Here is a 25,921-nt window from a genome sequence, read left to right on the forward strand (position 1 = left end):
CCCTGTGCTATACAGTGTATTGAGCGAGACGCCGTATCGAAGGAGAGTGCTCATGACCATCGCCATCATCGGAGCCGGCGTCGGCGGACTCACGCTGGCGCGCGTACTGCACGTCCACGGCATCGACACCGTTGTGTACGAACGCGACACGTCACCCACCGCACGCACCCAGGGCGGCATGATCGACCTGACCGTCGACGGCGGCCAGTACGCCATGCGCGCCGCCGACCTCGAGGACGAACTGCGCGCCATCGCCCGGCCCGAGGGACAGGACCTGCGCCTGGTCGACCACACCGGCACGTTGTTCCTCCAGGAGGACACGCCCGAAGACGCGCCCTTCGACCGGCCCGAAGTGGACCGCCCGGTCCTGCGCAGCACCCTCATCAACGCGCTGCCCGAGGGCACGATCCAGTGGGGTCGCGCCTATCAGAGCGCCACGCGCACCGGCACCGGTTTCGACCTTCACCTCACCGACGGCACCACCGCCCACTGCGACCTGCTCGTCGGCGCCGACGGCGCACGTTCCCGCGTCCGTACCCTGGTCACCGACGCGGAACCCATTCACACCGGTGTCACCTACGTCGAACTGGCCATCCCCGACATCGACCGCGCCCACCCGGACCTCGCCGCCATGATCGGCCGAGGCAACTACTGGGCCATCGGCCCACACCAGAACCTGTCCGCCCAACGCAACGGCGACGGGACCGTCCGCGTGTACCTCAGCTTCCGCGGCACGGACACAGTGGACAAAGCCGGGATCAAAGCCCGGTACGCCGACTGGGCACCCCAGTTCCACGCCCTGATCGACGCGGCCGGGGACACCGTCACCACATTGCCGATCCTGATGCTCCCGGTCGGCCTGACCTGGCCGGCCACACCCCATGTCACCCTGCTCGGCGACGCCGCCCACCTGATGCCCCCGACCGCCGGCGAGGGCGCCAACCAGGCCATGCGGGACGCCGCCGAACTCGCCAACGCCATCGCGGCGAACCCCACCGCGATCCGCGACTACGAGACCGCGATGTTCGACCGGTCCACCCAAGCCGCCCGCCAGTCCCTGGCGAACATGGAGGTCTTCATGTCCGACAAAGGCGCCCAGGGCGTCCTGGACCTGATGCAGACCTGGGGTGCGGCTCCTGGATCATCGAAGATCCCGCCGGAATACACGACACAGGCTGTCGTGATTCGTTGGGAGGCTAATGGAGTGACCCCTCAACTCAACCCGTGTCTCGCTTTCAACGGGAACGCACGACCTGGATGGTCAACATCACCCAGCAGCAGTCCTGAGCGACCACGGAAGTAGCCCCGAACCGGTGATGGACGAGTTGGATGCCAGGCTGCACCAGATCGGGCAGCACCACTTCCGCGCAAAGTTCCGGCTCCGTGGCCGGGACCGTGCGGTGGTCGACCTGCGCGGCATCACAACCGTCCGCAGACACGCCGAGGAGCTGGTCCAGCGCAGGCTGGCCCCGGCCGAACCGCGCAACGACGGCCGTCAGACGCCCTATCGCGGACATCCCGTGTTCGTCGCGCAGCACGCCACCGCGACATGCTGCCGCACCTGCCTGGCACGCTGGCACGACATCCCCGCCGGGCGTGCACTCGACGACGCCGAGCAAGGCTACGTCGTGGAAGCGATCTGCCGATGGATCGTGGGGCAGTACGCCCCCCGCCACCCGCCGCCGTGACCAGATCGAAGCGCCACAACGGGCTGACCACGGTTCGCACCTGGCACGTGCTGCCCAAGTTTCGATCCCGCGCCGACCGCAAACCGATCACCCTGGAGACCCCGAACTCGACATTCGGCATACTGGTGCGGCTCCGTCGACACATCGGGCCGACTGCTCCCTCGGGGGGCCGCCATTTCCTTGGTGGCCAGGAAGGGGAACACTGTGTCCGTCATCGGATCGGCGACCGAGTTCATTCTCGCGGTCACCGGACTGCTGCTCGCAGTACCGCAGGTTCACCAGTGGTGGACCACGCGTCGGCCACCCCACCGCCGGCTGCGTCCACTGCGGCGGCCCAAGCGGCGACGTTGAGCAGGTGCGGGCCGGAAGCCCACGGGCTTCCGGCCCGCACTGCGTACACCAAGACTGGGCCAAGCACGACACCCACAACCACAGAGAAACTCGCGCCAGTTGACTACGCGAGCTCACCAGTCGGCGCCCCTACCTGCTCACCGGGGGAAGTGACCCAGGAGGAAGTCGCGCAGTGCCCGGACCTTCAGCGGTACGTGCGGTGACGCGGGGGACACGAGGTAAAGGGGTTGGCCGTCGGTCCGGTACTCCGGCAGTACTGGGCACAGTTGGCCCTCCTGGACGGCGATCTCGCCGACGAGGCGGGGAAGCAGAGCCACCCCGGCGCCGGCGATCGCGGCGCGACGCACGAACGTGATGTCGTTGGCCGCGAGTGGGCCGCGTACCACCACGTCGACGGCGCTGGCATGGTCGTCGACGCGGTACAGCCGCCACCGGCCGCGGCCACGGTCCGGGCGGAACACCACGCACGCCCGGTCGGCCAACTCCGCGACCGACCCTGGCGCGCCCTCCCGTTCCAGGTAGGACGGCGCCGCGAACAATCCGAAGCCCATGTCCTGCAACTGAACCGCCACCAGCGCCGGCTGGTGTGGCGGGCCGACCTGCAGGCCGACGTCGAGACCGTGCTCCACCAGGTCCGGCGGATCCACGAAGAACGTCACCTCGACCCGCACCTGGGGGTGCTGCTCGACGAATCGGGCGAGCAGGGCCGGCAGCACCTCGGCACCCACGTCCGGTGGTGCCCCGAGCCGCACCGTCCCTCGCGGGATCTCGCGCTCGTCGAACGCCGCGCTCGCCGCGTCGTGCAGCTCGGCCAGCGCCGCTGAGGCGCGGGCGTAGAACGACCGGCCGGCCTCGGTCGGCGTCACCGCGCGGGTGGTCCGGTTCAGCAGACGCGTGCCGAGCCGCCGCTCCAGGCGGGCGACCCGCCGGCTCACCGTCGACTTCGGCAGGTGCAACGTGTCGGCGGCCGCGGTGAATCCGCCGGTGTCGACGACACGGACGAACACGGCGACGTCGTCGAGCTGCAGGTCAGGGACGGCCATGGCGACATCGTTGCACACGGGACAACAATGTGTTCGCCAGCTGACGTCTAGTGCTCCAGAGGCAACATTCGTAGCGTTCCCCGTGTCCCATTCGACATCGGAGGAACCCGTGAACCACGCCAGATCCCGGCCCGGCCGGCTGTCGGCGGCTGTCCGCAGCGCGGTGCCCGCCTACGCTTTCCCGGCCGTCACCGCCTACCTCAACGCCCAGCTCATTCCCGACTCCGACCTCGCGGCTCGGCTTGAAGTGGCCTCGTACAGCACCATCGCCATCCCGTCCGCCGTCGCGGCTGTGCTCGTCACGTTGTGGTTGCACAGTCGCACCCCGCCTGAGGCGCCGAGCCGCGGTCGCGTTGCCCGCACCGTCGCCATCGCCGCTCTCGTGTGCGTCGCGCTGGCCGGCGCGGTGAGCGCGGTACTGATCGGCAACGGACTACAGGACCTCTCGATCCTCCAGTTCACGCTCGGCTCCGCTGCGCTCGGCGGCGGCCTGTCCGCTCGCAAGTGGGTGCGGTCGCGCGCCCGCCGCACCTCGACCCGCGCCACCGCTCGCGCCGAAAGGACCTCGTCATGATCCTCGTCATCGGAGGCACCGGGACCGTCGGTTCCGCGCTGCTGCCCCGCCTCGTCGACCGTCGTGTGCCCGTGACGGCGCTGGTCCGCACCGGGCCGGCCGAGCCCATCGCTGGCGTGCGGTACGTCGTCGGCGACGCGGGTGAGCCCGCCGCGCTGCACGCCGCCCTCACTGGCGTGGACCAGGTGTTCCTCGCGATGGGCAACGGGCCTAGACAGCGCGAGCTGGAGCTGGGCGTCGTCGAGGCCGCCGCGCGGGCGGGCGTCCAGCACCTGGTGAAGCTCTCGGCCCCTGTGGCCGACACAGTGGCCGTGGCGCGCCTCCACCAGGAGGTCGAGCGCGCCGTCGTCGCCGCCGAACTGGAGCACACTTTCCTGCGGCCCTACGCGTTCCAGCAGAACCTGCTGCGCCTCGCGCCGATGATCGGGCACACCGGGATGTTCACCGGTACGACCGGCCACCACCCGCTCAACATGGTCGACGCCCGCGACGTCGCCGACGTGGCCGCCGTCGCGCTCACCAGTCGGCGTACCCGAGGACAAGCGCTCGTCCTCACCGGACCGGAGGCCATCAGCTACCCGCAGGTCGCCGACCTGCTCACCGCACTCGGCCGGCCCACCCGGTACCTGGACCTGCCCCCGGACCGGATGCGCCAGGAACTCGACCACATGGGACAGCCAAGCTGGCTGGTCGAGCACCTGCTGGAGATCCAGGCCCTCACCCGAACGCACCGCGAGACGCCGACCCCCGCCGTCCGGGCCGTGACCGGCCACGAGCCGCGGCGGCTGGTCGACTTCCTCGGTGAGCACCTGCACGCCTTCACGACGCCGGAGGTGGTCAGTTCAGCGGTGTCGTCGGCCAACGACTGACCCATCGACAGCGCCGACCTGGCTCTATGCTGGTGAGGGACTGGGGAGGGTGGGTGTGGTGGGCGAGTCGTTGCGGCACGCGGAGGCCAGGTTTGTGGTGTTCGTCGACCGGCATCGGAGGTGGATGACCGCGCTGGGGATTCTGGTCATCGGCGCGTTGGGCGGCCTGGTGACCGGATCGAAACCAAGCAGTGACGAGCCTCTGGGGGCGGCTGTGGTGGTCTGGCTGATCATCGCCTCGGTGTTGGCCCTGGCCGTCCTCGTTTTCGGCAAGCGGGACGAACACGCCTTTCCCGAGGGGCTCGATACCGATACCTGCGTCGCCGTTCGCCTGGCGGTCCTGCGAGGTGGTCCTGTCGATCCCGTGCTCGCGCCCGCCGTGGCACACCACACCCGCGTGGTGCTGAGCATTCCGTTCCGTCCGGGCTACATGTACGGGATATTGGGGTTGCCGTTGGCTGCGAACTTGATCCGCCTCGGAGTGTCCATCGATGACCACGAGCCGCGTGCCATTGCCTGGCACGCGGTCGTGGCCATCGTGATCATCGGCGTCCTGCTATGTGTGCCGCGTGCCAAGCGGAAGCGGGTTCGTGTTCGGGCGGCGGAGCAGGAGGCGCTTCGGTTGATGGGTCAGGAAGTGGTGTAGGGCGAGGGCGCGTGTTGGGCCGCGTAGACCAGGGCTGGGCGCATCTTCGGCCAGAAGAAGCTGGCCTGGCAGGTGAACCTGGGGGTGAAGCCGCCGCAGCCGCGGCCGGTGTTGTCGCCGACCTCGATGGTGAAGCTGGCCACGCCGAGTTTGTCGTAGGTCCAGTCGTCGGTGCCGCCGGAGGCGTTGTAGAGGATCTCGCCGGCTTGGCCGGACTGGTAGCCGGTGATCGTGCCCATCTGCTTCGCCATGGCGCGCAACGGTTTGTCGTTTCCGGTGTGCACGTTGGCGTTGTACTGCCACGGGAACAGGACCATGCTGGCGTCGCTGTGCATGGAGATCATGACGCCTTTGGTGTCGGCTGGGGCGGGGTCGCTGTTGCCCGTGCCGGTGCGGCGGGCCGGGAACAGGTTGCGGAACAGGCCTTCCAGCGCGGTGTTCTCGATCTCGGAGTCGGCGCGTGGGCCGTCGTAGGTCTGGTCGCAGACGTTGTGCGAGACGCCGGTGGTGTCCCAGTGGGTGTTGGCGTTGCGGTTGAGGTCGACGCCGACCTGGCTGGAGCCGTTGCCCGAGCAGTTGCCGCCGTTGGTGTTGTCGACGTTCTTCCGTTGCAGGATCGGGGTGTTGCCGCCGCGTTGCACGACGTCCACGCCGTCCGGATTCATGATCGGCACGATCCACACCTCGGTGCTGTTGAGCAGTGACGTGACTGTGCTGTCGGTGCCGTAGCCGTTGACGAGGTAGTCGATCCAGCGCCACGACACGTCGCCGGTGGTGATCTCCCGGGCGTGGATCTGGCTCATCAGGAAGAACCGCGGCTTCGCCGAGTTCGGGTTCAGCGCGCAGTCACCGGTCTGCTTCTTGGTGATGCAGATGGCGCGCAGGTCGTAGCCGTTGGCCAGGCCGCGGCTCTTGCGCCACGACTGTCCATAGGTGACGTTCGCGACCAGGTCGGGGTGCTGCTGCGCGACCAGGTCCAGGTGCGAGTAGTGGGCGTTGACGGTGTGGTAGCCGCCGTCGTAGGTCTCGTTGACGTCCTGGACGCCGGCTTCGGCCAGTGGCTGCGGCGCGAAGTCCTGGGCCGGCAGGACCTGGTCGAGGCTGCCGGTGAACCCGGCGGCCTTCAGCCGGGCGCCGTCCTTCTGGGTGCCGAGCACGAACAGGTCGTTGCCGTCGCGTTGTTCGAGTACGTCGAAACCGTCCTTGAACAGGGTCTCCGCGGCGGTGGCCGCGTTGGTGACGCGGTAGACATAGGTCGACGCGTCGGTCGCGGTGGGTTGGACGGTCGTGGATGGGGGCGCGAGCACGAACGCGGCTGCCGCCGCGGCCGCGATCCCGCCCGTGATGAGGGCGCGGTATCGGGACATGTCTTTCCTCCCGCAGGGTAGGAGAACGAGTACCGACGGTAAGCGCGACGAGGCCTGGTCATACACCCGTCATCCGGTGGGACTTGACCGCCGTGGCTAATGGCAGTAGCTTTTCGGCTATGAGAGTTAGCGATGTCGCCTAGGGCAGGGCTCAGCCAGGACGCCGTTGTCGACCTGGCGCTGGCCGTGATCGACGAGGACGGCATGGCCGGGCTGACCCTGGCCAAGGTCGCCGACCGGGCCGGGGTCGCTCCCCCGTCGCTGTACAAGCACGTCGACGGCCTGCCCGCGTTGAAGCGACTGGCCCACATCCGTGTCCTCAACGAGATGAACGAGGTGCTACGCACCGCCGTGCTGGGCCGCTCCGGCGGCGAGGGCGTCTCCGCCCTGCTCGACGCCTATCGCGGCTACCTCCGCCGGTATCCGCATCGGACTCCCGCGTTGGAGATCCCGATGGACGTGACCGACGGGGATGTCGTGAAGGCGTTGCAGAGCACGGCCGAGACCGCGTTCGCCGCGCTGCGCGAGTACGGCTTCGACAGCGACCAGACAGTGCACGCCACCCGGGTGCTGCGCGCCGCGGCGCACGGGTTCGCCGGCCTGGAGGCCGCGGGTGGGTTCGGCCTGCCCCAACAGCTCGACGCGAGCTTCGAGGTGCTCAAGTCGATGCTGATCCACGGATTGTCCGCGTACGCAAGGGAATAGTCATGTCATTCGTACTCGCCGTACTGCTGTTCGTCGTGGTGCTCGGCGTCCTGGACGCCAGAATGGAGTGGAGATGATCGCCGGACACTTCGGCTTCGCCGCGGCGGTGAAAGCCAAGGAGACCAGGATTCCGCTGTGGACGCTGATGCTGGCGACCGCGTGGCTGGACGTGGTGTTCGTGCCGTTGCTGGCGCTCAAGGTGGAGACCATCGAACCCGTGCCGGGCAGCGCCAACGGGTACGGCGAGTCGATCATCCACGCCGACTACACGCATTCGGTGGTGGGCGCGCTGGTGCTGGCGGCGGCGTTCGGCGCGGTCGCCGGGTGGCGATTAGGCCGCCGGGCTGGGCTGGTGCTCGGTGGGGTGGTGTTCTCGCACTGGGTGCTCGACCTGATCGTGCACCGGATGGACCTGCCGATCCTGCCCGGCAACGCCGGTGACCTGCCCCGCCTCGGGTTCGGCCTGTGGCGGCTGCCGGCGGTCTCGGTGACCGTGGAGGTGCTGCTGATGGTCGTCGGGTTCGGTCTCTACTGGCGCGCCGCGGCCCGGATCGACCCGAAACGCGCCCGCCTGCTCGGCGGTGTCGCGGCCGCGTCCGGTCTGATCACCGTGGTGCTCGACCTGCTCGCGGTCTAGGGAATTTCATGGTCCGGGAACGCGCGACACGCGGAATCTAGGCCTTGCCGGTGGTGCCGCCGACGGTCGCGTCCGAGGACTGTTTGCCCTTCTTCGGCTTCGGCGGCACGATGCTCGCCAGTTCGCCGCCGGTGTCGTTGGTTCGCAGCACGAACGGGCGGGTGTCGGTGTAGCGGACAACGGACACCGAGCAGGGGTCGACCACGATCCGTTGGAAGGCGTCCAGGTGTTGGCCGAGCGCGTCGGCCAGAATCGACTTGATCACGTCGCCGTGGCTGCAGGCGATCCAGATCGCGCCCGGGCCGTGCTTCTCGGTGATCCGCGCGTCGTGCGCCCGAATGGCCGCCACCGCCCTGGCCTGGACCGCGGCCAGGCCCTCACCGCCGGGGAACACCGCCGCGGACGGGTGCTGCTGGACGATCTTCCACAGCGGTTCCTTGCCGAGGGTGGAGAGCTTGCGGCCGGTCCACTCGCCGTAGTCCACTTCGGACAGTCGGGTGTCGGTGACCACCGAGAGGCCTTTCGCTGCCGCCACTGGCGCGACCGTCTGCTTGCAGCGCAGCAGCGGCGAGGCGACGATCTCGGCGACCGGGACGTCGGCCAGCCGGTCGGCCAGTTTCCCGGCCTGCTGGACACCGGCGTCCGCGAGGGCGACCCGGGGCGCGCGGCCGGCGAGCACGCCCGATCCGTTCGCGGTCGAGCGTGCGTGCCGTAACAGGATGACGGTGGCCATAACCGGAGCTTATCGTCAGGTCGCCGGGATCGTGTTGGTCGCCAGCAGCACCATCAGGACCGAGCCGAGCACGATCCGGTACCAGACGAAGATCGAGTAGCTGTGCTTGGCGACGTACCGCAGCAGCCAGGCGATGGTCGCGTAGCCCACGGCGAACGCGATCACGGTCGCCACGATCATCTGCGCGGCCGACGGATGCGGCCCGGGACCGGTGGTGTCGCCGATGTCCTTGATGCTGAAGATGCCCGCGCCGAACACTGCGGGCAGGGCCAGCAGGAACGAGTAGTCGGTGGCGGCCTTGCGCTCCAGGTTGAGGAACATGCCCGCGGTGAGCGTGCCACCCGACCGTGAGACCCCCGGGATCAGGGCCAGGGCCTGCGCGCAGCCCATCACGACGCTGTCCTTCAGGGTGAGCTTGGCCCGCAGCTGTTTGCCCACCTCGTCGGACACCGCGAGGATCACCGCGAACACGATCATGACCGTCGCGGTGATCCACAGGTTGCGCAGCGACGTCTTGATCTGGTCCTGGAACAGCACGCCCAGGATGGTGATCGGGACCGAGCCGACGATCACGTACCAGGCGGTCCGGTACTGCTCGGTCCGCCGGGCCTCGGCGCTGACCAGGCCCTTGAACCAGGTGCCGACCAGCGGCCCGATCGTGCGGGCGTAGTAGATCAGCACGGCGAGCTCGGTGCCGATCTGGGTGACCGCGGTGAACGACGCGCCGGCGTCGGTGCCCCAGCCGAGCGTGGACACCACCCGCAGGTGCGCCGAGGAGGAGATCGGGAGGAACTCGGTCAGGCCCTGGACCAGTCCGAGAACAATCGCCTGCAACCAGTCCAAGCCCTTACTCCCATCCGTCTCACGCTCCGACTGTGAATCCTTGCGTACGGCCGCGGAGCGCCTACCAGGGCCCTTGCCCGGCCCCGGTGATCGCCTGCCCTTAGGCTCAGGCGTCGTGGAGTACCGACACCTCGGCCGCAGCGGCCTGCGGGTGTCCCGGATCGCCCTGGGCACGATGACCTGGGGCCGGGACACCGACGCCGACGAAGCCGCCAGCCAACTGGTCTCGTTCGTGGACGCCGGTGGCACGCTCGTGGACACGGCCGACGTGTACGCGGACGGCGAGAGCGAACGGATTCTGGGCTCGTTGCTGGCCGACGTGGTACCGCGGGACGACGTCGTGGTGGCGACCAAGGCGGTCGCGCGCCGGACCGAGGGCCCGTTCGGCGGCGGCGCGTCGCGGGGCGCGCTGCTGACTGCCCTTGAGGGGTCGCTCAAGCGGCTGAATGTGGACCATATCGACCTGTGGCAGCTGCACGCCTGGGACGACTCCGTCCCACTGGATGAGACGCTGGGCGCGGTGGACGCGGCGATCCGGTCCGGCAAGGTCCGGTACTCGGGCGTGTCGAACTACTCGGGCTGGCAGCTCGCGACGGCCGCGACGACACAGCTGACGTCGCCGATCGTGAGCACGCAGGTGGAGTACTCGTTGGCGGAACGCGGCATCGAGCGTGAGGTCGTGCCGGCCGCCGAGCACCACGGGATCGGCATCCTGCCGTGGGCCCCGCTCGGCCGCGGCGTGCTGACGGGCAAGTACCGCACGGGCACACCGGCCGACTCGCGTGGCGCGTCCGCGCACTTCGCGCCGTACGTGGAGCATCACCGGACGGAACGCGCGGCGCGGATCGTGCAGGCGGTGGCGACGGCCGCGGACGGGCTGGGCACGTCTCCGCTGGCTGTGGCGTTGGCATGGGTACGGGACCGGCCAGGGGTGGTCGCGCCGGTGGTCGGCGCCCGCGACACCGGGCAGCTGTCCGGGTCGCTGGCGGCCGAGGACCTCACCCTGCCGGCCGCCATTCGGGCTGCCCTGGACGACGTAAGCGGGATCGAGCTGGGCTATCCGGAGCAGCGACTCGGGTGACAGCTACCCGGGATGCGTGACCTAGGGGTAGAAATCGGGGATGCTGGGTTAACGCGGCGTATAGCGGGCATGTCGTGTGCGAGTTTTCGGAGGTAGCTGTTGCGTCGGCTGGTAGCGACCGTCACCGTGGGGACAGCACTGCTGGCGGGGTGTTCACCGTCGGCAAAGTCCGGTGACGAGCTGCAGGTCAGTGATTCGGTGACGGCCGCGGGCCCGGCCATCTCGCCCGCCACGTCGCACCCGGCCGGCACTGTGGTGCCCGTCGGCGCGAACGTGACCGGGATCGTCGCCGACCCGCGCAGCCGGCTGCTCACGCTCGCCACGGACAAGGCGTCTGTGCTGCTGGTCAGCATGGACACCCCTGGTGCCGAGCCACGGACCGTGCCGCTGCCAGGGCCCGCGACGGCCCTGACCGTTACGCCGACCGGGGTGCTCGCGTCTGTCGGGTCGGCTCGGCAGATCGTGGCGATCGCACTGCCCGCCGGGTCCGTGTCGTCCGTGCCGGTCGACGGCGCGCCCGCGGGCACCAGCCAGGACGGCGACCAGACCCTGGTGACGCTGTCCGATCAGAAGGCGATCGACGTCGTGCGGGACTCCCGGGCGCAGCGCCGGATCTCGGGCGGCCTGTACAGCGCCGACCAGGTCCTGACGGTCGGTTCCAACGCCGTGGTACTCGACCGGCAGCGGACCGCCCTGTTCGACGTGAACGTCAACGAGGGCAGGATCGGCGCGGGCCAGCGGGCCGGCAAGGGCGCGACGAACGCGACCACCGACCGCTACGGCCGGGTCCTCGTGACCGACACCCGCGGCGGCGGGCTCCTGGCGTTCTCCACCGGGCCGGTGATCCTCAAGCAGAACTATCCCGTGCCCGGCGCGCCCTATGGCATCGCGTACGACCCCAAGCGTGACCTGGCGTGGGTCACCCTGACTGAGCGAAACGAGGTGGTCGGGTACTACGTCGCCGGTGGCGAGCCGGCCGAGAGATACCGGTTCCCCACTGTCGTGCAGCCGAATTCGGTGACCGTCGACCCGGACAGCGGGCGGGTGTTCGTCGCGTCCGCGACCGGGGGAGGAGTTCAGGTGATGCAACTGTGAACGATGGGGTGGTTGAAGGGGATTGGGAGTACCGGCCGCTGAAGTTGCCGCCAGGGGTGTCCCGGGTGACCGCGGCGGTCCAGCTGTCGATCCAGGCGGAGTTCTCCGGATGGGAACTCTCCCGGGTCCGTCTGTACTCGGACGGCACCCGCAGAGTGGTGTTGCGTAGGAAACGCACCCGGGCCGGGATGCCCGGTCTGATCATCTAGCCAACAAGACATGCGTGCCACGACGGCTCGGCTAGCGAGCCGTTGATCAGTGGTGCACTCTGCACCCATGCGATTTCGTTCTGTGACGGTCGCGGCCGTCGTGACCCTCACGATGGTCGTCGCAAGCGGCACCGCAGGCGCGTGGGGCGGCGCTGTGCGTGTCGTCACCGCCGCTGCCACCGCCGCGCCCTACCAGCCGGGAGCCGGCGCGGTCACCTACTCCCCCGACCTCGTCCCGGTCGGCGCCCACCTCGGCGCGTTCGGGATCTCGACCAAGATGAACACCTCGGTGATGCTGTCGGTCCAGGGACTGCGCCCCCACCGCGACTACGGCGCACATGTCCATGTCAACGCCTGCGGCCCGAACCCCGCCGACGCCGGACCGCACTTCCAGGACGTGAAGGATCCCGTGCAGCCGTCGGTCGACCCGAAGTACGCCAACCCGCGCAACGAGATCTGGCTCGACTTCAGCACCGATCTCGCGGGCAACGCCTTGGTGTTCGCGCACGTTCCGTGGGGCTTCGGCACCCGGACGGCCGGGTCGGTGGTCGTGCACGACTCGCACACGCACACCGACCCCGGCCACGCGGGCACCGCCGGCGCCCGGTTGGCCTGCCTGAACGTGCCGTTCTAGCAGTCGCGCAGGAACCGGTCCAACACGCGGGTGCCGAACTTCAGCGCGTCGATCGGCACTCGTTCGTCCACGCCGTGGAACAACGCGGAGAAGTCCAGGTCGGCGGGCAGCTTCAGGGGCGCGTAGCCGAAGCAGCGGATGCCCAGCTGGGCGAAGGACTTCGCGTCCGTGCCGCCGGAGAGCATGTACGGCAGGGTCTTCGCGCCCGGGTCCTCGGCGACGATGGCGCGGGTCATGTGGTCGACCAGCGGGCCGTCGAAGGTGGTCTCGACCGCGCGCAGGTTGAGCCATTCGCGTTCGACGTCCGGGCCGAGGATCTCGTCCAGCTCGCGTTCGAACGCCTCCTGGCGGCCGGGCAGGATCCGGCAGTCCACTGTGGCCTCGGCGACCGACGGGATCACGTTGGACTTGTAGCCGGCGTTGAGCATCGTCGGGTTCGCGGTGTCCCGGAGGGTCGCGCCGATCATCCTGGCGATGTTGCCCAGCTTGGCCACCGAGCCTTCCAGGTCGTCTTCGTCGAACTGGATGCCGGTGATCTCGGTGATGCCGGCCAGGAACTCGCGGACCGAGTCGGTGAGCACGAGCGGGAAGCGGTGTCGGCCGAGGCGGGCGACGGCCTCGGTGAGCTTGGTGACGGCGTTGTCCTCGTGGACCATGGAGCCGTGGCCGGCGCGGCCGCGGACCCGGAGGGTCATCCACGCGATGCCTTTCTCGGCCGTCTCGATCAGGTAGGCGCGCACGCCGTCCTTGACCGTGATGGAGAATCCGCCGACCTCGCTGATCGCCTCGGTGGCGCCTTCGAACAGCTCGGGCCGGTTGTCCACCAGCCACTGCGCGCCGTACTGGCCGCCGGCTTCCTCGTCGGCGAGGAACGCGAAGATGATGTCCCGCTTCGGCGTGATCCCGTCGCGCTTGAGCCGCCGCGCCACGGCCAGCGTCATCGCGACCATGTCCTTCATGTCGACGGCACCGCGACCCCACACGTAGTCGTCCTGCACCGCGCCGGAGAACGGGTGCACCGACCACTCGGCGGCGTCCGCGGGCACCACGTCCAGGTGGCCGTGCACCAACAGCGCGCCGCGGCTGGGATCCTGGCCGGCCAGCCGCACGATCACGTTGCCGCGACCCGGTCCGCCGGACTCGACGTAGGTGGTCTCGTACCCCACCTCCGCGAGCTTCTCGGCGACGTACTCCGCGGCGGCCCGCTCCCCCACCAGCGTGTCGGGGTCGCCGGTGTTGGTGGTGTCGATGCGGATCAGCTCACTGGTGAGAGTGACCGCTTCGGACTCGGCAAGGGCTGTGGTGGGTGGCAGCTGCTCAGTCACACGGCCTTCCTATCACTGATCCGGCCGTGGCGTGATGTGCGTTCCTAAGAACCGGAACGCATGACGACGGTCGTGTCCTCGGGACCGAGGAGGCGGCCGTCGGCCGACCGGATCTCGATCTTCGCCACCGGTTCGTGGTGTTCGCTGTCGACGAGCTGGGCGCGGGTCTCGTCGGGGGTGAAGAAGTGCTCCTGGCTCCACTGCCGCAGCGCGACCAGCACCGGGAACAGCCCACGGCCTTTCGCGGTGAGCACGTACTCCTGGTAGGCGCTGCCGTCGCTGGCCGGGACGGTGGTCATCAGGCCGTGCGCGACCAAACTGTGCAGGCGGGCCGACAGGATGTTCTTGGCCAGGCCCAGGCTGCGCTGGAACTCGCCGAACCGGCGCAGGCCCTCCAGCGCGTCCCGGATGATCAGCAGCGACCAGCCGTCGCCGATCGCGTCGAGCGGCCGCGCGACCGTGCAGCTGGCGTCCTTGTGACTGGTCCGTTTGGGCATGCCCACCTCCTGGTTGCATCTTACAACCGTCCTGTGGCAGTGTTGGTGTGGTTGCAAATTGAAACCACAGGGGGTCGTGTGTCACGCCAGGTCGCGCTGCTGTTCTCCGTCGCGTGCGGACTCGCCGTCGCCAACGTCTACTACTTCCAACCGCTGCTGGACGTCATCGCCGCCGACTTCCAGATGGACCACGCCACCGTCGGCGTCATCGGCACGGCCACCCAGGTCGGCTACGGCGCCGGACTGCTGCTGCTCGTCCCCCTCGGCGACCTGGTCAACCGACGCCGGCTCGTCGTCGGACAGACACTCCTGTCGGTACTCGCGCTCATCGCCGTCACCCTCGTACCGACCGCTCCCCTGCTGCTGGCCGCCATGACCGCCGTCGGCGCACTCGCGGTCGTCACCCAAGTCCTCGTCGCCTACTCCGCCCACCTGGCCGACCCCACCGACCGAGGCCGGATGGTAGGCGTCGTCACCAGCGGCATCATCATCGGAATCCTGTTGGCGCGCACGGTCTCCGGCACCATCGCCGACCTCGCCGGCTGGCGTTCCGTGTACGCGGTGTCCGCGGCCGCGACCCTGGTCATGGCCTGGCTCCTGGCCAGAGTCCTCCCCCACGAACCCACGCCCCGCCAACGAATGTCCTACCCACGGCTGATCAAGTCCGTGTTCCGGCTCTTCGCCGAGGAACGCGTCCTACGCACGCGCGCTGTCCTCGCGCTGCTGATCTTCACAGCGTTGACCACGTTCGCGACCCCCATGGTCCTCCCGCTCAGCGCGCCGCCGTACGCCCTGTCCACCACCGAGGTCGGCCTGTTCGGGCTCGCCGGCGTGGCCGGCGCCCTCGGCGCCTCCCGCGCCGGCCGGCTCGCCGACCGCGGACACGCCCAACAGGTCACCGCCGTCGGCCTCACGGCCATGCTCCTCTCGTGGCTCCCCATCGCGCTCCTGCCACAGTCGTTGTGGGCGTTGGCGATCGGACTGGTCATGTTCGACTTCGGACTGCAGTCCACCCACGTGGCCAACCAAAGCCTCATCTTCGAGGTACGGCCCGAGGCGCGCAGCCGCCTCACCGCCGGCTACATGGTCTTCTACTCCATCGGCTCGGCCACCGGCGCGATCGTGTCGACCGTCGTCTACTCGCAGGCCGGATGGACCGGCGTGTGCGTCCTCGGCGCGGCCGTCAGCCTCACCGCGTTGGTGTACTGGGCCGCCAGCCGGCTGACTATCCTCGCCAGGTGACCATCGAGTTGACGTTCCTGCCGGGGGTGGCCTACCAGGGCCGGGACGTCACCGCGCCACGACTGCGTCACCTGCTCGCCCTGCTCGCCGACGACCTCGGCCGCGGGTGCAGCACCGGCATGCTCGTCGACGGGCTGTGGCCGGACGACCAGCCGGACAACCCCACCAAAGCCGTGCAGATCCTCGTCTCCCGCGCACGCACCCTCCTCGGCTCGGACGTCATCGCCAGCACCGCCACCGGCTACCGGCTCACCCTCGCCGAAGACGAGGTCGACGTCGCCGCGGTGCTGCTGAAGGCCTCGTCAAGCTCCAAACACCTGCGCGCCGGCGACTACCCAGCGGCCATCGCGGACGCCGAAGCCGGCCTCACGCTCTACGAAGGCGCCGAAACCAGCGACAGCGACGACCCCGTCGCGACACTCCGCGCCGACCGAGCCAGGACACACCAGTCGCTCATCCGCACCCGTGCGGTCGCGCTGTCCCGGCTAGGGCGACACGCCGACGCGATCGGGCCGCTCACCGAACTGTTCGACGAACGACCACGCGACGAGGAACTCCTCGCCGAACTGCTGCGCAGCGAAGCGGCCACGAACGGCCCCTCGGCAGCGTTGACCCGATACGACACGTACCGCCGCGAACTACGCGACGACCTGGGCACCGACCCCGGCGCCGAACTCCAGGCGCTGCAGCAGCAGTTCCTGCAAAGCGACCGGCCGACTGCCCGGCACGGCGTCGCCCACGAACCCAACCAACTCCTCGGCCGCGCCGACGACATCGCCGCGATCACCGCGCTACTGCGCACATCCCGGGTCGCCTCCATCATCGGGCCCGGCGGACTGGGCAAAACCCGCCTCGCGCACGCCGTCAGCCGTCAAGCGGAGCAGCGCTCCGTTCACTTCGTACCGCTAGCTGGCGTCACCTCCGACGCGGACGTCGCCGCCGAAGTCTCGGCCGCCGTCGGCGCCAGCACCGTCACCCACCCAGGCATGGCCGCGGACACCGTCGCCGGCATCGCCAACGCCCTCGGCACCGCGCTGCTCGTGCTCGACAACTGCGAACACGTCATCCAAGGCGCCGCCGACCTGACCCGGGCACTGGTGTCCATGACCAGGGACGTGCGGATCCTCACCACCAGCCGCGCTCCCCTGGGCCTGTCGTCCGAGTCGATCTACCACCTCCCCGAGCTGACCCTCGCCACCACGGTCGAACTGTTCGAACAACGCGCCCGCGCCGCCCGGCCCGGCGTCGAGCTGCCCACCGACGTCGTCACCGAACTGTGCCGCCACCTCGACGGGCTCCCTCTCGCCGTCGAACTGGCCGCCGCCCGGGTACGAACCATGTCGGTCGCGGAGATCGCCCGCCGGCTCGACGACCGGTTCGCCCTGCTGCGCGGCGGCTCCCGGGACGCCCCACAACGACACCGCACGCTGCACGCGGTCGTCGACTGGAGCTGGAACCTTCTTGACGCACCGGCGCGGACCGCCATGCGCGCACTGGCGATCTTCCCCGGCGGATTCACCGCCCAGGCCGCCGAACACATGGTGGCCGACGCCGTCGACACCATCGAGCACCTGGTCGACCAGTCCCTGCTCAAGGTCACCGAGACACCGGTCGGGACCCGGCTGGCCATGCTCGAGACCGTCCGCGAGTTCTGCCAGGCCAGCGGCGACAACGAGCCCCTCGTCACCGAGTTCCTCGCCTGGGCGAAGGACTTCGGGGTCGCCTACCACCAAGCGGTGTTCGGCCCCGAGCCGTTCGCCGAGGCCATGCGGGTCCGTGCCGACCAGGACAACCTCGTCCACGCGCTACGCCTCGCCCTGGACCGCGACGACCGCCCCACCGTGGCCGCGACAACCGCCGTCCTGGCCGCCCTGTGGACCCTCGACTCCAACTACAGCCGGATCTCCGCCCTGATCAGGGACACCGCCTGGGCCCTCTCGCACTACCGGCCCGAACCTGACCTCGTCGAAGTCACCCGAACCGCACTCACCCTGTCCGGCGGGACCGCGTTCCTGATCCGCGACTCCGGGCCGGTCCGCGCACTCGTCGCCCTGCGCCGCCTCCCGCCGGCACCACCGGACACCTTCGTCCGCGCCGCCGCGATCGTGCTGCAAGCCCGAACACCGCAAGCCATCCTGGCCCTCTCCGACAGCCCCGAACCGCTGATCGCCGGCATCGCCAACGCCCTGGCCAGCTACGGCTGGGAGAAGGAACTCGACCACGGCAACGCCCTCAAGGCCGCCCGCCGGATGCTCGACCTGTTCGAGAACACCACGATCGTGTGGATGCGAGTCCTCGGCCACAGCCGGATCGCCGAGCTGAGCCTGCAACTGGAACTCGGCGAGGACACCCGCGACCACCTGCTGGCCGCCCTGCGCGGGATGAAACCGTGGGCCGACCCGATCGGCATCCACTCCGGCCTCGTCCTGGCCAACCTCCTCCTCGGCGACATCGACGAAGCCGAACGCTGGCTGGCCCGAGCCACCACCGAGGAGTCCGAAGAGGGCTACGGCGTGCGCACGTTCCACTTCGGCGCCCAGGCGGAGATCCTGCTCGCCCGCGGCGACGTCGAAGCCGGGCTGCGGCTGTGGCGGCGGACCAACGAGGTGAAGTTCGGCGAGACCTGGATCTACACCTTCGAACCCCTCGCGTTCGACCCGTGGATGCTGGAGATCGAAGCCACCACGGTGGTCGCCCACGTCCACCACGGCCGTCTGGACCTGATCGAGGACCTCATCGCCGGTGTGTCCGAGAAACTCACGGTCATGCTGACCAACCAGGGCACGCGACTCCCCCTGTCGGTGATGGAACTGCCCGTCTGCGGCGCGTTGCTGCTCGCGCTGGGCCTGGCGGACATCCGCCGCGGTCACACCGCGTTCGGCGTCCGGCTCGTCGCACTCGCGGAAAGATGCCACTACCTGCGCGGATTCCAGCCGACGATGTCGTCCGCACGCGTCCGGCAGGTCGCCACAGACGCCGACAGGTCGGCGTACGACGACGCTGTGTCGTCCTACGCCGACCTGCCCACTTCGGAACTTCGGGACGCGGCTCTGGCTCTGCTCCAGGACCGCGGTCAGTTGACCGCCGTGCGGTGAAACGCGCGCCTCGCCCACGCGTACCCGCCCGCGGCGATCACGACACACCAGACGACCGCGATGATGCCGTGGTTGCCGATCGGGGTCCCCATCAACAGGCCACGCAGGGTCTCGTTGATCGGCGTGAACGGCTGGTACTCGGCGAACCAGCGAATCACGCCGGGCAGTGAGTCGGTGGGCACGAAACCGCTGCCCAGCATCGGCAGGAACGTGAACGGCATCGGCAGGTTGCTCGCCGACTCGATGGTCTTCGCCCCCGCGCCCATCCCCGCCGCCAGCCACGTCAACGCGAGGGTCAGCAGAGCGAGGATACCGAGCGCCGCCAACCAGTCGCCGAAACCCGCGTTCGGGCGGAACCCCATCAGCAACGCGGCCCCGATCACCAGGACAAGAGTCAGCATCGTCTGGATGAAACTGCCGATGACCTGTCCGGTCAGCACCGCGTTCCGGGAGATCGCCATTGTTCGGAACCGGTTGATGATTCCCTCGGTCATGTCGCTGGCCACGCTGACCGCGGTCGCCACGCTCCCCGAAGTCGCCGTGATCAGAAGAATGGCCGGCGCGACATAGTTGATGTAGTCGGTGTGATTGATACCGGCACTCAGCGCGTTGCCGAAAATACCGACGAAGAGCAACAGAATGATGATCGGCATGAGCAACGTGGACAGCGCCAGTGACGGATAGCGCAGCGAGTGCAAAAGGTTCCGCCGCAGCATGGTCATCGAGTCGCGCACGGCATAGGACTGAGTGGTCACTGGATTTCCGCCTTCTGGTTGGTGTTGCCGGTGAGCGCGAAGAACACGTCGTCCAGGTCCGGGGTGTGCACGGACAGGTCCTCGACCTCGATGGTCGCGTCGTCCAACCGGTCGATCAGGGAACGCAGGGCGCGGACACTGCCGTCCGTCGGCACCTGCAAGGTCAGCTTGTCGTCGTCCCGCCGCACGTCACCGAGGGTGTACGCGGCCGACTCCAGGCCACGCGGATCAGCGAACTTCAGCAGGACATGCCCACCGGGAACGAGCCGCTTGAGCTCCTCCGCGGTGCCCTCGGCGACCAGCTTCCCGCCGTCCAGAACGGCGATCCGGTCGGCCAACTGGTCGGCCTCCTCCAGATACTGGGTGGTCAGGAAGATCGTGACGCCGCCGGCGACCAGCTCCCGGATGATCTGCCACATCGTGCGCCGGCTGCGCGGGTCCAGACCCGTGGTCGGCTCGTCCAGGAAGATCACCTTCGGGCTGCCGACCAACGTCATCGCCAGGTCCAGCCGACGCCGCATCCCGCCGGAATAGGTGGCCGGCGTGCGGCGAGCCGCGTCCACCAGATCGAACTGCTCCAGCAACTGCGCCGTCCGCCGCTTTCCGTCCCGCCGGGAAAGGTGGTTCAGGTCGGCCATCAGCATCAGGTTCTCCTCACCGGTGAGCAGTTTGTCCACCGCGGAGAACTGGCCGGTCATCCCGATGACCCGACGGATGTCGTTCGCGTTCCGCGCCAGATCGTGGCCGACGATCCGGGCCTGCCCGGCGTCCGCGCTGATCAGCGTCGAAAGAATGTGCACGGTCGTGGTCTTGCCCGCGCCGTTCGGGCCGAGCATGGAGAAAATCGTGCCGGCCGGAACCGTCACGTCGATTCCGTCGAGAACAACCTTCTTGCCGAAGGATTTCCGCAGACCGGTCGCCACAATCGCCGGTTCTGTCAGGGTGGTGGTCATGCCCCCTCATTTCGTTCGGGTGGTCGGTGATGACCACGCCGATGAGAGTGCACGCCCCCGGCTTTAACCCGGTTTCAAGCCGGCATCAGCCGCGCTCAGGCGGTTTCAACGGCCACGCCCGCCTCGGTGAGCAGCTCGCGGGCATCGTCGTACCGGTCCTCGGCGACCAGGAGCCGGTTGGTCACCGCGCTGATCGACCCGTCGATGACGCTCATGTGCGAGTCGGCCACCGAGTGGGCGATCTTGGCGTCCGTCAGCACGGACGCGGCGAACGAGATCAGGACGGGATCGTTGGAGCGCAGCAGCTCGACCATGGCGCCAGGATAACCGGCCTGGGCCATGGTGCTCGTCGACTCCGCCCCCGGCCGCGCCGACTTTGCCTCTTGCTCGATCCCTGCCGTCCGAAGCGGGGGTATTTTCGTCACTATGTAATTAACTGTCTTCGTAGTCATAAATTCAGTCTCAGTTGTAAGTTACCCTCGGGTACGTAGTGACGTGACTCACCGATGGACGTATAACATGTTCTATTCCCTCAACGGTGAGGACCTTCACATGAGTGAAAACACCCTGCCTAGCAACACTTTCAGCTCGGTGTCCCGCCGGGCATTCATCGCTGGAACTGGTTCTATCCTTGGCGCTCTGGCGCTCCCCGGCCGGGCCGCCGCCACTCCCCCGGCACTCGAGTCCGGCGCCCACGTCCCCGCCCTGGTGATCGGCACCGGATACGGCGGATCAGTCGCCGCGCTCCGGCTCGCCCAGGCGGGTGTCGACGTGCAGATGGTCGAGATGGGCATGGCCTGGGACACGCCGGGCACCGACGGCAAGATCTTCGCCAACACCACCAGCCCGGACTACCGCTCGTACTGGTTGCGCACCAGGACGAAACAGCCGATCAGCAACTTCCTCGGCTTCCCCATCGACAAGGACGTCCCGCGCTACACCGGCATCCTCGACGCCGAGCAGTTCAGCGGCATCATCGTCTACCAGGGACGTGGTGTCGGCGGCGGGTCGCTCGTCAACGGCGGCATGGCCGTCACGCCCAAACGCGAGAACTTCCCCGGCATCCTGCCGACCGTCAATCCAGACGAGATGTATGGCACGTACTACCCGAGGGCCAACGCGGGCCTCGGCGTGAACTTCGTGGACCAGGCCTGGTGGGAGACCGTCGACTGCTACCAGTTCGCCCGGGTCGGCCGCAAACAGGCGCAACGGTCCGGTTTCCCGTTCGTGTTCGTGCCCAACGTGTACGACATGGACTACATGAAACAGGAGTCCGCCGGCACCGTCCCGAAGTCGGCTGTGGCCGGCGAACTGTTGTACGGCAACAACTACGGCAAGAAGTCCCTGCAGAAGACCTATCTGGCGCAGGCGAAGGCGACCGGCCGGGTCACCATCTCCGCCATGCACAAGGTGACCTCGGTCGCGCCGGCGCCCGGCGGCGGCTTCACCGTCCTCATCGACCAGATCACCACCAACGGCGACCCGATCACCACCAAGTCCGTCACCGCGGACAAGGTGTTCTTCGCCGCCGGCAGCGTCGGCACGAGCAAGCTGCTGACCAAGCTGAAGGCCACCGGCGCGTTGCCGAACCTGAACGGCGAGGTCGGCAAAGGCTGGGGCGACAACGGGAACGTGATGTGCGGCCGCGCCAACCACATCTGGGACCCGACCGGCTCGGTCCAGGCGTCCATCCCCACCGCCGGCATCGACAACTGGACCAACGGCGGCGTGTTCGCCGAGGTCGCGCCGCTGCCGACCGGGATCGAGACGTGGGCGTCGTTCTACCTGTCCATCACCAAGACCCCCAACCGCGGCCAGTTCTCCTGGAACGCGAGCACCGGCCAGGTCGACCTGAACTGGCAGACCGCGTGGAAACAGCCGTCGATCGACGCGGCGAAGACGATCTTCGACAAGATCAACGCGAAAGAGGGCACGATCTACCGGACCGATCTCTTCGGCGTGTACAAGGTGTGGGGCGACCACCTGACGTACCACCCGCTCGGCGGCGCGATCCTGGACAGGGCCACCGACAACTATGGCCGCCTGCAAGGGTATTCCGGCCTGTACGTGATCGACGGGTCGCTGATTCCCGGCAGCACCACCGTGAACCCGTTCGTCACCATCACCGCACTGGCCGAACGCAACATCGAGAACATCGTCGCCCGCGACCTGTGAACCGTAGGGCCGGCGCCGCCGGCCCTACATCTTCGGCAACACGCACACGGTGTCCAGGCCGAGAACGTGGTTGAGCCGGCCGAACGACAGCCACGAGCCGACGCACATGGTCAGCTCGACGATCTCCCGTTGGTCGTAGTGCGCCGCCATTCGGGCCCAGAACTCCTCGTCGATGCCGTGGTGGTCCACGGCGTAGCGCTCGGCGTATTCCGCGGCCAAGCGCGTACGGTCGTCGAACGCTTCTGTGGTGCGCCATTCGGTGACGGCGTCGGCGAACCCCTCCTCCACCTTCCGGCCGTCGCGTTCGGTCCGCCAGTCCAGGCAGAACGCGCACCCGTTGATCTGCGCGATCCGCAGCCGGGCCGCCTCGAACTCCCGCAGCCCCAACGTGGTGTGCTGGTACACGGCCAACGAGAGGCTCGCCGCGGCCACGCCGATGCCCGGGACCAGCTCGCCCCAGACGTACCCGATCGGGTCCTTGCCATCCGGGATGTCGATGTTCATCGCGCCCTCCTGCCGAGTCGGCCGACCGCCGGACGCAGCGGGACGTCCAGCGCGTCGTACAGTCCGGGTGGTTCGCCGGCGAGCCAGTCGATCGCGCCCACCAGCCGGCCCACAGCCGTCGCGTTCCCGCCCGCCGAGCGGTTCTCGCCCTCGTCGGTGGCTTCGACCGTGACCTCGATCCGCGGCCGGCCCTCGATGATCACCCGATGCGCCCCGTCACCGCTCGGCGGCGCCGGCCAGTCCGGCGCGCACGATGGGTGGATCCGGGTGACGTGTTCGATCACGATCCGTGGCTCGCCGTCGACGATGCCCTGCACCTCGAACCGGACGGCGCCCTGCGTGCCTCGCTCGAACTCCCCCATCGTCCGAGTGCTGACCGTGGCTTCGAGCGGGCGGCGGTCCATCGTCTCGCGTATGTCCTCGATGTCGACGCCGAGCGCCCTGGCCATCAGCCGGATCTGCCCGCCCCACACCATGGTCGGCACGGCCGGCATCAGCATCGGCGGCTGGTAGTCCATCGGCTGACCCATGCCCACCAGGTAGCGCACCGAATCCGGTTGCTCATAGGTGGAGTAGTCGAAAATCTCCTGGCAGCGGATGGCGTCCACGGTCGTGCCCAGCCCGCTGATCAGCAACGGCAGGACGTCGTTGCCCCAGCCGGGATCCACCCCGGACACGAACAGCGAACCGCCGCCGTCGCGAATGGCCCCGAGCACGGGCTCCCGCAGCTCGGGGGGTGCGTTGCGGTGGTCGTAGAGCGGGTACATCGACGGTGTGACGACCACTGCCCCCGATCGGACCGCCCGGATCACGTCGGCCATCGCCGCGTCGAACCGGACGTCGCCGGATGCCGCGTACACCACGGCCCGTGGACTGGTGGCCAGCACCGCGTCGACGTCGTCGGTGGCCACGATCCCCAGTTCGTGGCCGAGATCGCCCAGGTCACCGGCGTCCCGGCCGACCTTGTCCGGACTGTGGACGATCACTCCGACGAGCTTCAGTGCCGGATGCGCCTCGACAGCGCGGATGGCCGCGCGCCCGACATTGCCCGTGCCCCAGACAACCGTGGCAATCATGACGGCCAGCCTAACAAACGCTTGGTTGTTCCTCGACCGTCCGAGTGGACCATCCGTCGCGGGTCAACGACAACGCTCGCAGGCCAACACCGTCGGCTCGACGAAGTAGCCCGGCCGGTCCGGCCGGCCGCCGCCGGTGACCAGCCGCGCGCCCTGTTTTCGGGCTTCGGCGACGTAGTTCAGCACCTCCTCCCGCTGGGTCGCGTTGATCAACGGCCCCATGGTGGTCCTGGGGTCGAGGGGGTCACCGAGCACCTGCGCGTCCGCCGCGGCGACGAGTTCGTCCAGGACGTCCGCCCGGCACGACCGATGGACCAGGACTCCGTGCGTGAACAGCTCGCCCGGCGCGGCGGAGTGCACGATCGGCGCCGGGGCGGCCGCGATCTCCTCGACCCGGTCGATGCCGGGGTGGCCAAGCCGGTCCACACTGGGGACGACGTTGACCACCCCGGGCGGGAGGCCCGCCTCCTCGACCAGCCAGGCCAGATGCAGGGCCGGCAGCGGAGCGTCCATGGGCGGTTGGACGACCACCGCGCTGCCCGCGGCCAGCGCCGGCGCGATTCGGCGGACAGTGACCAGAGCCGGGGCGGCCGACCCATGGACCGCCCCGACCACCTCCCGCCTGGTGCCCGCGCGCGGATGCCGGAGAACCACCGGGTTGTCCATTGCGGACAGTCTCGCGATCGGCGTGCCGGTGTCCAGGGCCGCCAGCCGGGTGAGCAGCGACGCGTCGCGTTCCACCAGGTCGACGAGGTGTTCCAGGAACCAGATCCGGTCCCCCACGGGCATCCGACCCCACTCACCGTCCACTTGGGACCTCGCGGCGGCGACGGCGTCGTCGACGTCCCGCGGGCCCGCGACGGCGATGTCGGCCAGGGGGCGTTCGGTCGCGGGGCTGACATCGACGATCGTCCCGCCCTGCCCCGCACGCCACTCCCCCGCGACGAACACCTCCGTGGTCAGCGGCGTTACTCGGGTCGCCACAGCGCGGGGACGGCCGGCGGCTCCCAGCCTTGTTGTGCTTGATGGCCCTGCAGGCAGACATACCCGCTGCCGTTGTACTTGACCCGGTCACCTGGCTTGTACGTGGTGCCGGGCGTCCAGGTCGTGCCGCCACCGGGTCCAGGCGGTCCCTGCTGGACGTCGAGGACGAAATCGAACGCCGCTTCCTTGCTGCGTGGCGGCAAGTCGTGGACCGTCATCAGCAGGCGTGGGTCGAAATACGCGTCGGTGTTGTTGCGTGGCTCCCCGGGGAAGTACAGCTGGGTGGTGAGGATCGGCTTGTTCGGGGCCTGGACCTTCACGTGGATGTGCCGCGTCCGGCCCGGGTACAGGCCGGGGACGATGGTGGTCAACGTGAACACGCCCTGGGCGTTGGTGAACTGGTGGCCGCGGAACGTGAAGCCCGAGTTGTCGTAGGCGCCGTTGTCGTCGGCCTGCCAGAAGTCCAGCAGGACGTTGGCCAGGGGCTTGCACGCCAGTCCGAACACGTAACCGGTGAGGGTCAACGGTGTGCCCGGGGTGTTCGACGTCGCCAGCACGGTCCGTAGCGGGGAATTGGGCTTGAAGTAGGGGCCTTCGATCTGCGGCGGGGTCTCGTCGTCGCCGTCGTGGCACGACGGCGTCAGTGTCGGTGCCGCGCCCGCGGTCGCTCGGGCCAGGCCGAGTGCGGACGGCACCACGACCCCGGCGGCCAGGGCGGCGCGCAGCACAGTCTTGCGGCTGACATGTCCGGCGTCATCCATGCCTGCTCCTTGTGGGTGCGTGGAGGATTAACCACGAACCTACGGACGGCGTGACGCAGCGGCGATGGACTCGATGCGG

The 25,921-nt window shown here is 68.9% G+C and carries 28 protein-coding genes; 15 read left to right on the forward strand and 13 right to left on the reverse strand.

Annotation, left to right across the window (positions count from 1 at the left end):
• Nucleotides 1–52 precede the first annotated feature (52 nt).
• The 3 genes from EV192_RS17490 to EV192_RS53855 all read left to right on the forward strand — a co-directional run bounded on the left by EV192_RS17490 (nt 53) and on the right by EV192_RS53855 (nt 2,039).
• Complete coding sequence (locus tag EV192_RS17490) at nt 53–1,303, forward strand: FAD-dependent oxidoreductase (protein WP_132116461.1); 1,251 nt, start codon at nt 53–55, stop codon at nt 1,301–1,303.
• A 13-nt stretch (nt 1,304–1,316) separates the two neighbouring features.
• A complete protein-coding gene (locus EV192_RS17495) occupies nt 1,317–1,688 on the forward strand; it encodes a DUF4186 domain-containing protein (protein WP_132116463.1) in 372 nt (123 codons plus the stop codon).
• A 204-nt stretch (nt 1,689–1,892) separates the two neighbouring features.
• Nucleotides 1,893–2,039, forward strand: a complete 147-nt coding sequence (locus EV192_RS53855) for a hypothetical protein (protein ID WP_165960429.1) — start codon at nt 1,893–1,895, stop codon at nt 2,037–2,039.
• 137 nt (nt 2,040–2,176) lie between these two features.
• Here the strand turns inward: EV192_RS53855 and EV192_RS17500 are convergent, their stop codons facing one another.
• The gene (locus EV192_RS17500; protein ID WP_132116465.1) at nt 2,177–3,082 is read right to left on the reverse strand and encodes a LysR family transcriptional regulator; all 906 of its coding nucleotides are present in this window, start codon (nt 3,080–3,082) and stop codon (nt 2,177–2,179) included.
• 109 nt (nt 3,083–3,191) lie between these two features.
• On the opposite strand from EV192_RS17500, the gene EV192_RS17505 reads away from it, so the two are divergent.
• The 3 genes from EV192_RS17505 to EV192_RS17515 all read left to right on the forward strand — a co-directional run bounded on the left by EV192_RS17505 (nt 3,192) and on the right by EV192_RS17515 (nt 5,171).
• Nucleotides 3,192–3,656: a hypothetical protein gene (locus EV192_RS17505; protein ID WP_207926095.1), complete on the forward strand. Its 465-nt coding sequence runs from the start codon at nt 3,192–3,194 to the stop codon at nt 3,654–3,656.
• Nucleotides 3,653–4,525 carry an NmrA family NAD(P)-binding protein gene (locus EV192_RS17510; protein ID WP_132116467.1) on the forward strand — a complete coding sequence of 291 codons (873 nt, stop codon included), beginning with the start codon at nt 3,653–3,655 and terminating at the stop codon, nt 4,523–4,525. The genes EV192_RS17505 and EV192_RS17510 overlap by 4 nt, the downstream gene beginning before the upstream one ends.
• Nucleotides 4,526–4,649: 124 nt before the next feature.
• Nucleotides 4,650–5,171 (forward strand): hypothetical protein, encoded by a 522-nt coding sequence (locus EV192_RS17515; RefSeq protein ID WP_132116469.1) that lies wholly within the window; start codon nt 4,650–4,652, stop codon nt 5,169–5,171.
• On the opposite strand, the gene EV192_RS17520 is transcribed toward EV192_RS17515, so the two are convergent.
• Entirely contained in the window at nt 5,156–6,538 is a 1,383-nt protein-coding gene (locus EV192_RS17520; RefSeq protein WP_132116471.1) for a M14 family zinc carboxypeptidase, read from the reverse strand. The genes EV192_RS17515 and EV192_RS17520 overlap by 16 nt on opposite strands.
• Nucleotides 6,539–6,670: 132 nt before the next feature.
• Between EV192_RS17520 and EV192_RS17525 the strand changes: the two genes are divergently transcribed.
• Both EV192_RS17525 and EV192_RS17530 read left to right on the forward strand, forming a co-directional pair.
• A complete protein-coding gene (locus EV192_RS17525; protein WP_132116473.1) occupies nt 6,671–7,243 on the forward strand; it encodes a TetR/AcrR family transcriptional regulator in 573 nt (190 codons plus the stop codon).
• 73 nt (nt 7,244–7,316) lie between these two features.
• Nucleotides 7,317–7,880 (forward strand): permease, encoded by a 564-nt coding sequence (locus tag EV192_RS17530; protein ID WP_132116475.1) that lies wholly within the window; start codon nt 7,317–7,319, stop codon nt 7,878–7,880.
• 37 nt (nt 7,881–7,917) lie between these two features.
• Here the strand turns inward: EV192_RS17530 and EV192_RS17535 are convergent, their stop codons facing one another.
• Together EV192_RS17535 and EV192_RS17540 are read right to left on the reverse strand one after the other, a co-directional pair.
• Complete coding sequence (locus EV192_RS17535; RefSeq protein ID WP_132116477.1) at nt 7,918–8,613, reverse strand: histidine phosphatase family protein; 696 nt, start codon at nt 8,611–8,613, stop codon at nt 7,918–7,920.
• A gap of 15 nt (nt 8,614–8,628) precedes the next feature.
• Nucleotides 8,629–9,456 (reverse strand): undecaprenyl-diphosphate phosphatase, encoded by an 828-nt coding sequence (locus EV192_RS17540; protein ID WP_132116479.1) that lies wholly within the window; start codon nt 9,454–9,456, stop codon nt 8,629–8,631.
• A gap of 115 nt (nt 9,457–9,571) precedes the next feature.
• On the opposite strand from EV192_RS17540, the gene EV192_RS17545 reads away from it, so the two are divergent.
• The 4 genes from EV192_RS17545 (at nt 9,572) to EV192_RS17560 (ending at nt 12,475) form a co-directional block, all read left to right on the forward strand.
• Entirely contained in the window at nt 9,572–10,537 is a 966-nt protein-coding gene (locus tag EV192_RS17545) for an aldo/keto reductase (RefSeq protein ID WP_165960430.1), read from the forward strand.
• A 99-nt stretch (nt 10,538–10,636) separates the two neighbouring features.
• The gene (locus tag EV192_RS17550) at nt 10,637–11,632 is read left to right on the forward strand and encodes a YncE family protein (protein WP_243726896.1); all 996 of its coding nucleotides are present in this window, start codon (nt 10,637–10,639) and stop codon (nt 11,630–11,632) included.
• Entirely contained in the window at nt 11,629–11,841 is a 213-nt protein-coding gene (locus EV192_RS17555) for a DUF5703 family protein (protein WP_132116481.1), read from the forward strand. Before EV192_RS17550 ends, EV192_RS17555 begins: the two co-directional genes overlap by 4 nt.
• A 67-nt stretch (nt 11,842–11,908) precedes the next feature.
• On the forward strand, nt 11,909–12,475 hold the full coding sequence (locus EV192_RS17560; RefSeq protein ID WP_132116483.1) for a superoxide dismutase family protein: 567 nt from the start codon (nt 11,909–11,911) through the stop codon (nt 12,473–12,475).
• Here the strand turns inward: EV192_RS17560 and EV192_RS17565 are convergent.
• Together EV192_RS17565 and EV192_RS17570 are read right to left on the reverse strand one after the other, a co-directional pair.
• Nucleotides 12,472–13,800 (reverse strand): M20/M25/M40 family metallo-hydrolase, encoded by a 1,329-nt coding sequence (locus EV192_RS17565; RefSeq protein WP_243726897.1) that lies wholly within the window; start codon nt 13,798–13,800, stop codon nt 12,472–12,474. The genes EV192_RS17560 and EV192_RS17565 overlap by 4 nt on opposite strands.
• 44 nt (nt 13,801–13,844) lie before the next feature.
• Complete coding sequence (locus EV192_RS17570; RefSeq protein WP_207926096.1) at nt 13,845–14,297, reverse strand: winged helix-turn-helix transcriptional regulator; 453 nt, start codon at nt 14,295–14,297, stop codon at nt 13,845–13,847.
• A gap of 78 nt (nt 14,298–14,375) precedes the next feature.
• Here EV192_RS17570 and EV192_RS17575 point away from each other — a divergent pair, with 78 nt between their 5' ends.
• Both EV192_RS17575 and EV192_RS17580 read left to right on the forward strand, forming a co-directional pair.
• Nucleotides 14,376–15,539, forward strand: a complete 1,164-nt coding sequence (locus EV192_RS17575) for an MFS transporter (RefSeq protein ID WP_207926097.1) — start codon at nt 14,376–14,378, stop codon at nt 15,537–15,539.
• The gene (locus EV192_RS17580; protein ID WP_132116487.1) at nt 15,536–18,634 is read left to right on the forward strand and encodes an ATP-binding protein; all 3,099 of its coding nucleotides are present in this window, start codon (nt 15,536–15,538) and stop codon (nt 18,632–18,634) included. The genes EV192_RS17575 and EV192_RS17580 overlap by 4 nt, the downstream gene beginning before the upstream one ends.
• Here EV192_RS17580 and EV192_RS17585 read toward each other — a convergent pair.
• The 3 genes from EV192_RS17585 to EV192_RS17595 form a co-directional block, all read right to left on the reverse strand.
• Nucleotides 18,613–19,389, reverse strand: coding sequence for an ABC transporter permease (locus EV192_RS17585; RefSeq protein ID WP_132116489.1), 777 nt, complete (start codon nt 19,387–19,389; stop codon nt 18,613–18,615). The two genes, EV192_RS17580 and EV192_RS17585, sit on opposite strands and share 22 nt — an antisense overlap.
• A complete protein-coding gene (locus tag EV192_RS17590; RefSeq protein WP_132116491.1) occupies nt 19,386–20,342 on the reverse strand; it encodes an ATP-binding cassette domain-containing protein in 957 nt (318 codons plus the stop codon). The genes EV192_RS17585 and EV192_RS17590 overlap by 4 nt, the downstream gene beginning before the upstream one ends.
• Nucleotides 20,343–20,437: 95 nt before the next feature.
• Nucleotides 20,438–20,656: a putative signal transducing protein gene (locus tag EV192_RS17595; RefSeq protein ID WP_132116493.1), complete on the reverse strand. Its 219-nt coding sequence runs from the start codon at nt 20,654–20,656 to the stop codon at nt 20,438–20,440.
• Between the two features lie 238 nt (nt 20,657–20,894).
• On the opposite strand from EV192_RS17595, the gene EV192_RS17600 reads away from it, so the two are divergent.
• Entirely contained in the window at nt 20,895–22,517 is a 1,623-nt protein-coding gene (locus EV192_RS17600) for a GMC oxidoreductase (protein ID WP_132116495.1), read from the forward strand.
• A 24-nt stretch (nt 22,518–22,541) separates the two neighbouring features.
• On the opposite strand, the gene EV192_RS17605 is transcribed toward EV192_RS17600, so the two are convergent.
• The 4 genes from EV192_RS17605 to EV192_RS17620 all read right to left on the reverse strand — a co-directional run bounded on the left by EV192_RS17605 (nt 22,542) and on the right by EV192_RS17620 (nt 25,842).
• Nucleotides 22,542–23,021, reverse strand: coding sequence for a carboxymuconolactone decarboxylase family protein (locus tag EV192_RS17605; RefSeq protein ID WP_132116497.1), 480 nt, complete (start codon nt 23,019–23,021; stop codon nt 22,542–22,544).
• Nucleotides 23,018–24,097 (reverse strand): NAD(P)H-dependent amine dehydrogenase family protein, encoded by a 1,080-nt coding sequence (locus EV192_RS17610; protein ID WP_132116498.1) that lies wholly within the window; start codon nt 24,095–24,097, stop codon nt 23,018–23,020. Before EV192_RS17610 ends, EV192_RS17605 begins: the two co-directional genes overlap by 4 nt.
• Nucleotides 24,098–24,160: 63 nt before the next feature.
• Entirely contained in the window at nt 24,161–25,081 is a 921-nt protein-coding gene (locus tag EV192_RS17615; protein ID WP_132116499.1) for an aldehyde dehydrogenase family protein, read from the reverse strand.
• A complete protein-coding gene (locus EV192_RS17620) occupies nt 25,066–25,842 on the reverse strand; it encodes a dioxygenase family protein (protein WP_132116501.1) in 777 nt (258 codons plus the stop codon). The genes EV192_RS17615 and EV192_RS17620 overlap by 16 nt, the downstream gene beginning before the upstream one ends.
• Nucleotides 25,843–25,921 lie beyond the last annotated feature (79 nt).

The organism is Actinocrispum wychmicini (assembly GCF_004345645.1).
Lineage (GTDB): Bacteria > Actinomycetota > Actinomycetes > Mycobacteriales > Pseudonocardiaceae > Kibdelosporangium > Kibdelosporangium wychmicini.